This is a genomic window from Rhizobium sp. 0TCS1.26 (assembly GCF_050455525.1).
Classification (GTDB): domain Bacteria; phylum Pseudomonadota; class Alphaproteobacteria; order Rhizobiales; family Rhizobiaceae; genus Neorhizobium.
In genome coordinates, this window is the sequence record NZ_JBCIYV010000001.1 from 1,200,068 (window position 1) to 1,211,366 (window position 11,299).

Here is an 11,299-nt window from a genome sequence, read left to right on the forward strand (position 1 = left end):
TAAATTACGGTCAAGCACTCATTTGGAAGGTTCGCAATGGACAGAGACGTGCTGTCGACGCCCGGTCATCTGATTTCGCTGGCGGCACGCGGCTTCGCCCGCCTCAGCGAGCAGCGCCTCAAGCCGCTCGGCTTCGGCGTCGGACATCTGCCGGTGCTGGTCGCTTTGCAGAACGGCGATGCGAGCACACAACGCGACCTCGCGCGCTTCGCGCGGATCGAACAGCCGCCGATGGCCCAGATGCTGGCGCGCATGGAACGCGACGGGCTGATCGAACGGACGCCCGACCCGGACGACGGCCGCAGCAGCCGCATCGTCCTCAGCGAAACAGCCCGGCAACGCATGCCCGCCGCAATCACCACGCTCTTCGATGGCAACCGCCAGGCGCTGGCCGGTTTTTCGGATGCGGAAGCGGTACTGCTGGTCGACCTCCTTAAGCGGCTGATCGGCAACCTGGACAAGATCTCGCACCAGGAGCCGTAGTCCGGCCTTGGACACGACAAGTCCGCGGAGCGCGCTCGGGCCCCGCGCCATCGCACAAGATCTCGATGACGGCGACATGCGCTGTCATCTTTATTTAATCATACTTTTGACCATCAGCGTTGAATGTCGAAGGCAATTGTCCTACGTCAGGGCCTCAAGCCTTTCCCGGGAATGCACGGCCCTGCGACAGGGTTCGGCTTCCCATGACTTTCAGATCGAATTGAGGTTCCTATGCACACCTATCCCGACGTAAAGCTGTTCATTGCAGGCGAATGGCGCGATGCAATCGATGGCAGGACCATCCCGGTCGAGGATCCGGCAACGCAGGAAATCATCGGCAAGATCGCGCATGCCGGAAAGGCCGACCTCGACCTGGCGCTGGAAGCGGCTGACAAGGGCTTCAAGATCTGGCGCGATACGCCGGCCTTCGAGCGCTCGAAGATCATGCGCAAGGCCGCCGACCTGCTGCGGGAACGCATCGACATGATCGCCTGGCTGATGACCCGCGAACAGGGCAAGCCGATCGCCCAGTCGAAGGGCGAGATCATCAACGCCGCCGACACCATCGATTGGTTCGCCGAAGAAGCCCGCCGTACCTACGGGCAGATCATTCCGGCCCGGTTCGGCGGCGTCTCCAACATGGCGATCAAGTTCCCGATCGGCCCGGTTGCCGCCTTCACGCCGTGGAATTTCCCGATCAACCAGATTGTCCGCAAGCTGTCGGCTGCCGTCTCGGTCGGTTGCTCGATCATCATCAAGGCACCGGAAGAAACACCGGCCTCGCCGGCCGAACTGATCCGTGCCTTCGCCGATGCCGGCGTGCCGGCCGGTGTCGTCAACCTGGTGTACGGCGTCCCGGCGGAAATCTCCGAATACCTGATCCCGCACCCGGTCATCCGCAAGATCTCGTTCACCGGCTCCACCCCCGTCGGCAAGCATCTCGCAGCCCTCGCCGGCAAGCACATGAAGCGTGCCACGATGGAACTCGGCGGCCACGCGCCGGTCGTCGTCTTCAATGATGCGGATCTGGAAAAGGCAATCGAAGTCTCGGCCATGGCGAAGTTCCGCAATGCCGGCCAGGTCTGCGTTGCCCCGACCCGCTTCCTGATCCAGGACGGCGTCGCCGACCAGTTCATCGACGGTATCGTCAAATATGCGGAAGGCCTGAAGGTCGGCAACGGGCTTGAAGACGGCATCACCATGGGGCCGCTCGCCAACGAGCGCCGCATCCCGGCCATGGAAGAGATGATCCAGGACGCCGTATCGAAGGGCGCCGTGCTGAAGACCGGCGGGAAGCGGATCGGCAACAAGGGCCACTTCTTCGAACCGACGGTTCTGACCGACGTGCCGACCTCCGCCACGATGATGAACGAGGAGCCGTTTGGGCCGATCGCCATCGTCAACCGCTTCTCGACGCTGGAAGACGCACTGGAAGAATCCAACCGCCTGCCCTTCGGCCTCGCATCCTATGCCTTCACCGGCTCGGTGAAGACTGCCCATGCGCTCAGCCAGAAGCTGGAAGCCGGCATGCTGACCATCAACCACAATGGTCTGGCGATCCCGGAAGTGCCGTTCGGCGGTATCAAGGATTCCGGATACGGCACGGAAGGCGGCTCGGAAGCCGTCGAAGCCTACATGGAAACCCGCTTCGTCAGCCAGATGAACTGAGGTTTTTCACCTTTTCTGAATTCGAAGGGCTTCGGGCAACCGGCGCCTTTTTCCTTGACAGCGTTGTGGGTCACGCCGACGTTCCCCCCAGCGAAAACACTTTGGCCCGCCGAAGCGTCACGAAGCCCGTATCGCCTGCGCTGACAGCCTGCTCCGGCTCCACGTCGAATTCCAGCGGTTCGCCGGTCGAGGCCGTGGCAATAACGCGCCGCTCGCCCGGCCGGTCCAGAACGCGGGTAACCGTGGCTGCCAAACCCGGCCCGGTGGCCGACCAGTCGAGATCGCGCGGACGGGCGAAGATTTCCGCCGGACCGTCGGCAAGGTCCGAAGCCGCGACATCTGCCTCGCCGACAAGCGCCCGTCCGTCGATGACGGTGCCGGTCAGGCGGTTGGCGTCGCCGAGGAATTTGAGCACGAATGCATCCTTCGGATCGCGGCACACTTCCTGCGGCGTGCCCTGCTGGACGATCCTGCCCTCCTTGAGGATCACCACGCGGTCGGCGAGATCCAGCGCTTCCTCCTGGTCATGGGTGACGAAGATCGTCGTGATGCCGAGTTCCCGGTGGATCTCGCGCAGCCAGCGGCGCAGGTCGTGGCGGACATTGGCATCCAGCGCGCCGAACGGTTCGTCGAGCAGCAGCACCTTGGGATCGACAGCCAGCGCCCTGGCGAGCGCGACCCGCTGACGCTGTCCGCCGGAGATCTGCGCCGGGAAGCGGTCGCCCAGACCCTCCAGCCGCACGAGCCGCAAAAGGTCCGCGACGCGCGTCTCGATCTCGGCCCGGTTGCGCTTCACCTTCGACACCTTCATGCCGAAGCCGATGTTCTCGGCCACCGTCATGTGCGGGAAGAGCGCATAATGCTGGAAGACGAAGCCGACGCCGCGGTCGCGCACCGGGATATCCGTCGCGTCCTGGTCGCCGAAAAAGATCCGCCCTTCCTCCGCATATTCGAGGCCGGCGACCATGCGCAGGATCGTCGTCTTGCCGGATCCAGACGGGCCGAGCAGCGCGACCAGTTCGCCGCTTTCGATCTCCAGCGACACGCCGTGTACGGCCCGGAAGGTATCGAAGGTCTTGACGACCGTATCGAGGCGGATTTTCATGGGCGTATTCCCGGCGTGATGGGGGCCGTGGCGGGCTTGGCGCGGCGACCGGCGCCCTGCCGCTCCAGCGCCACCTTGGCGATGATGGTGAAGACGGCGATGACCGCCAGGATGGAGGCTGAGGCAAACGCGCCGGCGGCCTGGTAATCGTGGTAGAGCAGTTCGATATGCAGCGGCAGCGTGTTCGTCTGGCCGCGGATATTGCCCGACACGATCGACACCGCCCCGAACTCGCCCATCACTCTGGCGTTGCAGAGCACGACGCCGTAGAGCAGCGCCCATTTGACGTTCGGCAGCGTCACGGAGAAGAACGTGCGCCAGCCGGATGCGCCAAGCGAGGTCGCCGCCTCCTCGAGATCGCGCCCCTGCGCCTGCATCAGCGGGATGAGTTCGCGCGCCACGAACGGCGCCGTGACGAACATCGAGGCAATCACGATCCCCGGCAGCGCGAACAGGATCTTGATCTCGTAGGCGTCGAGGAGCGGCCCGAACAGCCCCTGCAGCCCGTAGACGAACAGGTAGGCGACGCCGGCGACGATGGGCGAGACGGAAAACGGGATCTCGATGACCACCAGCAGCAGGCGCTTGCCCCGGAAGTCGAACTTGGTGATCGCCCAGGCCGCGGCAATCCCGAAGATCGTGTTGATCGGCACGGCGATCAGCGCGGTGATCACCGTCAGCAGGATCGCGTGGCGCGTGTCGGGATGGTTGAGCGTCGCCACATAGGCCTTCCAGCCCTGGCTAAGCGCTTCGACGCCGATGACGATCAGCGGCGCCAGAACCAGCAGCGCGCCGATTACCAGGACGATGCCGATCAGCGCCCGACGGAAGAACGGATTGTCGCCGACGCGCGGCGGTTTGCGGCGGGAAGACGGCTGGCTCATGATTATCCCCTCACCGTGTAGCGCAGGGCGCGCGCCTGCATCCAGTTCGTGACTGCCAGCATGACGAAGGCGGCAATCAGCAGCACCGAGGCGATGGCCGCTGCCGCCTGGTAGTCATACTCTTCCAGCCGGATGAAGATCAGCAATGCGGTGATCTCCGTCGACATCGGCTGGTTGCCGGCGATGAAGATGATGGCGCCGAACTCGCCAAGCGAGCGGGCGAAGGACAGCGACGTTCCGGCCAGCAGCGCGGGCATCAGCAACGGCAGGATGACCTTGGCGAAAATCGTCCAGTCGGAGCCGCCAAGCGACTGCGCCGCCTCTTCCAGCGCCGGATCGAGATCCTCCAGAACCGGCTGCACCGTGCGCACGATGAACGGCAGGCTGGTGAAGCACATGGCAATCATGATGCCGATCGGCGTATAGGCCACCTTGATGCCGAAGTCTGAGAGCAGCGCGCCGAACCAGCCGTTGCTGGAAAACAGCGCGGTGAGCGAGATGCCGGCCACCGCCGTCGGCAGCGCAAACGGCAGATCCACCATGGCGTCGATCAACCGGCGTCCGGGAAAGCGGTAGCGCGTCAGCACCCAGGCGAGCGCCAGCCCGAAGACGAGGTTGAAGAGCGTCGCCGCAAGGGCAGCAAGAAGCGTCACCCGGTAGCTGGCCACGGCCCGCGGCGACGAGACGATCGACCAGTATTCGGAGGGACCAAGGCTCGCGGCCTTCACCGTCAGCGCCGCCAGCGGCAGCACGACGATCAGGCCGACGTAGAAGAGAGTAATCCCGAGCGACAGCCGCAATCCGGGCAGGACATTGCGTTTCACGATCCGCTTCCCGTTGTTCACGCCAAAACCCGGCGGAGATGGATCCGCCGGGTTCCACGGTATAACCAGTATTGTCGGTTAGCGGCTGCCGTACAACTTCTCGAGTGTACCGCCGGAGGCGAAGTGCTCCTTCTGGATCTTCTCCCAGCCACCGAACACCTGATCGACATTGACCAGCCGGATCTCGGGGAAATCCTTCTTGAACTCGCCGGTCACCTTCTCGTTGTGGACGCGATGGCCGAACTGAGCGGCGACCCGCTGGCCCTCCTCGCTGTAGAGGAAGTCGAGATAGCTCTTGGCAAGCTCCCGCGAGCCGCGCTTGTCGGCGACCTTGTCGACGATGGCGACCGGGAACTCCGCTAGCAGCGAGACCGAGGGGATGACGCCTTCCACCTTGTCGGCACCGTACTGCTTGGCGATGCCGCGCGTCTCTGCCTCGAAGGTGATCAGCACGTCGCCCGTCTCGCGCTCGACGAAGGTCGTCGTTGCGGCGCGGCCTCCGGTGTCGAACACCGGCACGTTGTCAAAGATCTTCTTGAGGAAGGCTTCGACCTTTTCCTCGTCACCGCCGAAGGCTTCCTTGGCGTAGGCCGCCGCTGCCAGATAGGTGTAGCGGGCGTTGCCGGAGGTCTTCGGGTTGGGGAAGATGACCTTCACGTCGTCGCGGACGAGATCGTTCCAGTCCTTGATGTTCTTCGGGTTGCCGGCACGCACCAGGAAGGACGGGAAGGAATAGAAGGGCGACGAGGCGTTGGGGAAATCCTTCTGCCAGTCGGCCGAGACAAAGCCCTGCTTCACCAGGAAATCGATGTCAGTTACCTGGTTGAAGGTGACCACGTCGGCCTCCAGACCTTCCACGATGGCACGCGCCTGCTTGGAAGTGCCGGCATGCGACTGATCGATGCTGACGCCCGGATGCCCCTTAAGGAACGCCTCGTTCTCGGCGACGAACAGCTCGCGGGCGACGTCATAGGACGCGTTGAGGAGCTTGGTCGGCTGCTGGGCCAGCGCCGGAACGGCAACGAGGGCGGCGAGCGCCGTGCCGAGAATGAGAAGGCGGTTCATGCGGGGACTCCGGTCAAGATGATTGACAGAAACCTAGAGCGAGGCGCGCCGCGACGCGAGGAACCGCCGACCAGCCGGGAACGTCGCTGGAGAAATTTCCACTCTTTCCGGGCCCATTGCGCAACAGGCATTCCAGGACGCTACGGAAACAGGTGGATCGGCTCCGAAACTGGCGCGGGAAGCGGCAGGGAAACCGCTTCCCGCAGGTCGCTCATTCAGCGGCGGTGGACAGGTTGAGCGACATCTGTTCCTTCGGCTGATCATCGTTTTCGCCGGAGGATGGTTTTTTGGTTTTCGGCTCGCGGCCGAAGAACAGGGCGTAACCGGCCGGCAGAACCAGGATGGTGAGCACGGTGGCGACCAGGATGCCGCCCATCATCGCATAGGCGAGCGGCCCCCAGAACAGTCCCCGCGAGATGGGGATGAGCGCCAGGACTGCCACCAGCGCTGTCAACATGATCGGCCGGAAACGCCGCACCGCAGCGCCGATGATTGCCTCGGCACGCGGATGACCGCTGGCGATGTCCTGGTCGATCTGGTCGACAAGGATGATCGAGTTGCGGATGATGATGCCGAGCAGCGCGATGACGCCGAGGATCGCCACGAAACCAAACGGCGCGCCGGTGATCAGCAGCGCCGCTGCCGCACCGATGATGCCGAGCGGTCCGGTGGACAGCACCAGCATCGCCTTGCCGAAATGCTGCAGCTGGATCATCAGCAGCGCGACGATGACGAACAGCATGACCGGCGCCTTCGCGGCGATCGACATCTGGCTTTCGGTCGCATCTTCCGCGCCGCCCTGGATCTCGAGCTTGTAGCCGGCCGGCAGTGCCTGCTTCAGATCGTCCATGCCGTTGTACATCTTCATGACCAAGTCGTTCGGCTCGACGCCATCCGGCACTGTCGCCTTGATGGAGATCGTCGGCAGGCGGTCGCGGCGCCATTCGATGCCGTTCTCCTGCACCGGAACCAGCCGGGCGATCTGCGAGATCGGCACGAAGCTGCCGTTGTCGCTCGGGACGTAGACGGATTCGATCGCCGTCAGCAGGTTGCGGTTGGCATCGGGTTCGCGGGCGACGATGGAGATGGTCTCCTCGCCTTCGCGGAACTGGTCGAGTTCCGCACCGGACACTGCTGCATAGAGCATCTGGCGCACACGCTGCGAGGTGACGCCGAGCGCCCGGGCGCGATCCTGGTCGATCACCAGCTTCAGGCTCGTGACCGGTTCCAGCCAGTCGTCGTGGATGGTGCCGAGCAGCGGGTTCTGGTGGAAACGCTCCTTGACCTGGTCGGCGATGCGACGGACCTCGGCCCTGTCCGGTCCGACGACACGCATCTGCACCGCCCAGCCGACCGGCGGGCCGAGGAACAGGCGGTCGACCTTGCCGCGCACGTCGGGGAAATCCTCCGCAAGGATCTTGCGCAGCTTGACGATGAGCCGCTCGCGCTCTTCCAGCCCGTTCGACATTACCAGCAACTGGGCGAAGTTCGGATAAAGCAATTGCTGGTCGAGCGGCAGGAAGAAGCGCGGCGCACCCTCGCCAATGAAGGTGGCGACGAACTTCTTGTCCGGATCGTCCATCACCCGCGCTTCCAGGGCCTTGGCCTGCCGCTCAACCTCCTCGATCGCAGTGCCTTCCGGCAGCCACATGTCGACGAGGATTTCCGGCCGCGATGATTGCGGGAAGAAGCTCTGCGGGATGAACTGGAACGACCACAGACTGGTGACGAACACGGCGCCGGTCAGCATCAGCACGATCAGCCGGTGCCTGACGGCCCAGGTCACCGTCGAGCGAAGGCCGCGGTAGAAGCGCGTGTCGTAGGCATCGTGATGGGTGCCCACATGCGGCCTCTGCTTGAGGATCATGTAGCCGAGCCAGGGCGTGAAATAGACGGCGACGAACCACGAGGTGACGAGCGCGATGCCGACCACGTAGAACAGCGAGCGGACATATTCGCCGGCGGTGGAATCGGCAAAGCCGACCGGAATGAAGCCCGCCGTGGTGATCAGCGTGCCGGTCAGCATCGGAAAGGCCGTCGAGCTGTAGGCGAAGGTTGCGGCATCGAGTTTCTCGAGCCCCTCCTCCAGCTTGCGCTCCATCATTTCGACGACGATCATCGCATCGTCGACAAGCAGGCCGAGCGCGATGATGAGCGCGCCAAGCGAGATGCGCTGCAGCTCGATGCCGAGCTCGTACATGATCGCCAGGGTCGCTGCGAGAACCAGCGGGATGGAGATGGCGATGACGATGCCGGAGCGCCAGCCGATCGACAGCAGCGAGACAATGAGCACGATGACCAGCGCCTCGAGCAGCGCCTGGGTGAACTCCCCGATCGCCTCGTGCACGACTTCCGGCTGGTTGGCGACCTGTTCGACGCCGACGCCGACCGGCAGCGAGGCCTCGAAAGTGTGGTAGGTCTCGTCGATCCATGTGCCGACGTCGGTGACCTTGAAGCCGCTCTGCATGACGACGCCGACTTCGACGGCATCCCGGCCATTGAAGCGGAACTTGCGGTCGTAAGGCTGGACGAGCCCGGCGGAGACGGTGGCGATATCGCCGAGGCGGAACACCTGTTCGCCGCTGCGGATGCGCAGTTCGCGGATGTCTTCCGGCGTCCGCAGGCCACCTTCCACGGCGATGCGCACCGACCGCGTAGTGGTCTGCACGCTGCCGGCGGGATCGACGTTATTCTGCCCGGACAGCGCGTCCCGGATGTTGTTGAGCGTCAGCTTTCGCTCGGAAAGCGCCTTGGAGGAGATGTCGATGTAGATCTTCTGCGCCTGGTCGCCGAGGATCGAGACCTTCTCGACGCCCTTCGTCGCGAGCAGCATGTCGCGCGCCTGGATGGCGAAATCCTTCAGCTCCGGATAGGAATAGCCGTCGCCGGTGATCGCGTGCAGCGTGACATAGGTGTCACCGAACTCGTCGTTGAAATAGGGGCCGAGCACGCCGCTCGGCAGCTCCTGTTCGATGTCGGAGATCTTCTTGCGCACCTGGTAGAAGGCATCGGCCACCTGGCGGGCGTTTGTGTCGCCCTTGATCTGGATCGTCGTGATCGACGTTCCGGCCCGCGTATACGACTTCACCCAGTCGAGATGCGGCGTTTCCTGCAGCTTCCGCTCGATCTTGTTGACGACCTGATCCTGCATCTCCTGGATCGAGGCACCCGGCCAGACGGCCTGCACCACCATTACCCGGAAGGTGAAATCGGGATCCTCTTTCTGGCCCATGTTCATGATGCCGAGGCCACCGATGACGATGATCAGGCCGAACAGGAAGCGGCCGATGCTCGGATGGGCGATTGCCCATCGCGACAGGTTGAAAGGCTGTTTGTCCGGCGTGTTCTGACGCGAAAAGCTCATGGTCCCTCTCCTTCGCGCTCAGATCACGACCGCGACGCGGCGCCAGCGCCGTTCGTCTCGCCGGCACTCTGCGTGCCACCCTCATAGACGCGGATCTTCATGTCGCTGCGCATGAACTGCGTTCCGGCCGAGACCACCAGATCACCCGCGGCGATGCCATCGCTGACCCGGACACCGTCCAGGGAAACGCCGGCAACGGTAACGGCGCGCGGATGGACCGTCTGGTTGGACCGATCGACCAGCCAGACGACCGACTTGCCCTCCTGCGTCGCAAGCGCTGCAAGCGGGAGGACGAAGGCCGGCACCGCATCATCGGCCTTGGCAACAACGGTCGCCGTCATTCCCAGCAGGACGTTTTCGTTCTCCGGCAGGCTGACCCGGACCAGGAAGGTGCGCGACTGGCTGTTGGCGCTGCCCGCCACTTCGCGAACCTTGCCCTCGAGCGACAGCCCGCTGTTCGACCAGAATGTCGCCTTGACGCTCTTGCCCGGCTTGAACTGGGCTATGTCGCCCTCCGGAACCGCGATCTCGACTTCCTTGGCGCCGTCTGCGGCGACCGACAGGACTGCAGAACCGGCGGCAACGACCTGGCCCGCTTCGGCATTGACGGCGGTCACGATGCCATCGACGGTCGCCGTAAGGTTGGCGTAGGAAACCCGGTTGCGCGCCTGCTCCAGCGCCGATGCGGCAGCGTCACGCGAAGAGAGCGCCTGCTCATAGGTAAGCTGGCTCTGTTCCAGCGTCGACTGCGAGGTGATGCTCTTTTCCTGCAGGATGCCGGCGCGACGGAGCGCCAGCTTGCTGATCTCCATCTGCTTTTCAGCCGATGCCAGCTGGGCTTCGGCCTGGCGCACCGACAGCTCGTAGTCGACCGGATCGAGCTTGGCGAGCACGTCGCCCGCCTTCACCCGCTGCCCGACATCGACCAGCCGTTCGGTGATCTTGCCGTCCACCCTGAAGCCGAGGGAGATCTCGGTACGAGCCCGCACAGACCCGGAATACTGCATCAGGCGGCCATCGTCCGGCGCCTTGACCTCGACGACCTTCACCGGCCGAACCGGCGCCTGCTCGACAACCGTCTCATCGCTGCAGGCGGCAAGACCGACCAGCATCGCGCCAAGAGCCACAGACCTGAAAACTGCCAATCGCATGTTCGACATGTGCGGCTCCTACCGTGAAAGAACGCCCCGCGGGGCTGCTGAATTATCTCAGGGCGCGGATTGCGAATTCCGCCAGCGCCTCGGGGGTGATGTGTTCGTCTGCGGCGATCTTCTTGGCGACGAGCATTGGATGACAGAGCGAAACACCGCAGCACATGAAGCACTCGGCCGCCAGCAGCGGGTCCTGCTCGCGGAATTCACCGGCTGCGATGCCGTCAACGATGATGCCGGCAATGATCGCCCGCACCTGGTCGAGATGCTCCTGGACGACGGGCCATTGCTGGTCCATCGCGACCACCACCATCTCGTGGACCTTCTCCTCGTCGATCATCGTCTCGACCGTCATGCGGTACTGCACCAGCAGATGATCCCGCAGGCGGTCGGCCGCCGGAACCTGACGCGCGGCGTTCGCCTTCAGCGCCTCGCACTGCACCCGCAGCATGCGGCGCGCGATGGCCTGATGGATCTCGGCCTTGGAAGAGAAGAAGCGATAGATGTTGGCTGGCGACATCGACAGGTCCCGGGCAACATCGGCGACATTCGTCTTCGAGTAACCGTAATGCCTGAAAAGCCGCTCGGCGGCATCGAGGATCCGCTCAACCGTTTCCAGGCGGGCCGGGTCAGATGGTATCTGTGAGAGATCGTCCATAAGGGCTGCCTAATTGATGACTGACGAATTTCGTATTTCATCATTCATAACATTTCGGCGGCTCTTGTCAATGACCACGAAACACGCGATTTCGGCG

General features: G+C 63.8%; 9 protein-coding genes. 2 read left to right on the top strand and 7 right to left on the bottom strand.

Annotation, left to right across the window (positions count from 1 at the left end; translation table 11 throughout):
• Positions 1 to 36 precede the first annotated feature (36 nt).
• Entirely contained in the window at positions 37 to 483 is a 447-nt protein-coding gene (locus AAIH46_RS05925) for a MarR family winged helix-turn-helix transcriptional regulator (RefSeq protein WP_430304709.1), read from the top strand.
• A 231-nt stretch (positions 484 to 714) separates the two neighbouring features.
• Positions 715 to 2,151: an NAD-dependent succinate-semialdehyde dehydrogenase gene (locus AAIH46_RS05930; protein WP_430304710.1), complete on the top strand. Its 1,437-nt coding sequence runs from the start codon at positions 715 to 717 to the stop codon at positions 2,149 to 2,151.
• Positions 2,152 to 2,221: 70 nt separating this feature from the next.
• Here the strand turns inward: AAIH46_RS05930 and AAIH46_RS05935 are convergent, their stop codons facing one another.
• The 7 genes from AAIH46_RS05935 to AAIH46_RS05965 all read right to left on the bottom strand — a co-directional run bounded on the left by AAIH46_RS05935 (position 2,222) and on the right by AAIH46_RS05965 (position 11,202).
• Positions 2,222 to 3,256: a sulfate/molybdate ABC transporter ATP-binding protein gene (locus AAIH46_RS05935; protein ID WP_430304711.1), complete on the bottom strand. Its 1,035-nt coding sequence runs from the start codon at positions 3,254 to 3,256 to the stop codon at positions 2,222 to 2,224.
• Positions 3,253 to 4,140, bottom strand: a complete 888-nt coding sequence (gene cysW / locus AAIH46_RS05940) for a sulfate ABC transporter permease subunit CysW (protein WP_430304713.1) — start codon at positions 4,138 to 4,140, stop codon at positions 3,253 to 3,255. Before cysW ends, AAIH46_RS05935 begins: the two co-directional genes overlap by 4 nt.
• Before the next feature lie 2 nt (positions 4,141 to 4,142).
• Positions 4,143 to 4,964 carry a sulfate ABC transporter permease subunit CysT gene (gene cysT / locus AAIH46_RS05945; RefSeq protein WP_430304714.1) on the bottom strand — a complete coding sequence of 274 codons (822 nt, stop codon included), beginning with the start codon at positions 4,962 to 4,964 and terminating at the stop codon, positions 4,143 to 4,145.
• 78 nt (positions 4,965 to 5,042) lie between these two features.
• Positions 5,043 to 6,029, bottom strand: a complete 987-nt coding sequence (gene cysP / locus AAIH46_RS05950) for a thiosulfate ABC transporter substrate-binding protein CysP (protein WP_430304715.1) — start codon at positions 6,027 to 6,029, stop codon at positions 5,043 to 5,045.
• A 211-nt stretch (positions 6,030 to 6,240) separates the two neighbouring features.
• A complete protein-coding gene (locus AAIH46_RS05955) occupies positions 6,241 to 9,393 on the bottom strand; it encodes an efflux RND transporter permease subunit (protein ID WP_430304717.1) in 3,153 nt (1,050 codons plus the stop codon).
• Between the two features lie 23 nt (positions 9,394 to 9,416).
• Complete coding sequence (locus AAIH46_RS05960; RefSeq protein ID WP_430304718.1) at positions 9,417 to 10,553, bottom strand: efflux RND transporter periplasmic adaptor subunit; 1,137 nt, start codon at positions 10,551 to 10,553, stop codon at positions 9,417 to 9,419.
• 43 nt (positions 10,554 to 10,596) lie between these two features.
• The gene (locus tag AAIH46_RS05965) at positions 10,597 to 11,202 is read right to left on the bottom strand and encodes a TetR/AcrR family transcriptional regulator (protein WP_430304719.1); all 606 of its coding nucleotides are present in this window, start codon (positions 11,200 to 11,202) and stop codon (positions 10,597 to 10,599) included.
• Between the last annotated feature and the right edge of the window lie 97 nt (positions 11,203 to 11,299).

What these genes read in the sequence shown, in the direction of transcription:
- AAIH46_RS05925 (WP_430304709.1), top strand. Translation starts at nt 37, where the DNA reads ATGGACAGAGACGTGCTGTCGACGCCCGGTCATCTGATTTCGCTGGCG.
- AAIH46_RS05930 (WP_430304710.1), top strand. Translation starts at nt 715, where the DNA reads ATGCACACCTATCCCGACGTAAAGCTGTTCATTGCAGGCGAATGGCGC.
- AAIH46_RS05935 (WP_430304711.1), bottom strand. Translation starts at nt 3,256, where the DNA reads ATGAAAATCCGCCTCGATACGGTCGTCAAGACCTTCGATACCTTCCGG.
- cysW (WP_430304713.1), bottom strand. Translation starts at nt 4,140, where the DNA reads ATGAGCCAGCCGTCTTCCCGCCGCAAACCGCCGCGCGTCGGCGACAAT.
- cysP (WP_430304715.1), bottom strand. Translation starts at nt 6,029, where the DNA reads ATGAACCGCCTTCTCATTCTCGGCACGGCGCTCGCCGCCCTCGTTGCC.
- AAIH46_RS05955 (WP_430304717.1), bottom strand. Translation starts at nt 9,393, where the DNA reads ATGAGCTTTTCGCGTCAGAACACGCCGGACAAACAGCCTTTCAACCTG.
- AAIH46_RS05960 (WP_430304718.1), bottom strand. Translation starts at nt 10,553, where the DNA reads ATGTCGAACATGCGATTGGCAGTTTTCAGGTCTGTGGCTCTTGGCGCG.
- AAIH46_RS05965 (WP_430304719.1), bottom strand. Translation starts at nt 11,202, where the DNA reads ATGGACGATCTCTCACAGATACCATCTGACCCGGCCCGCCTGGAAACG.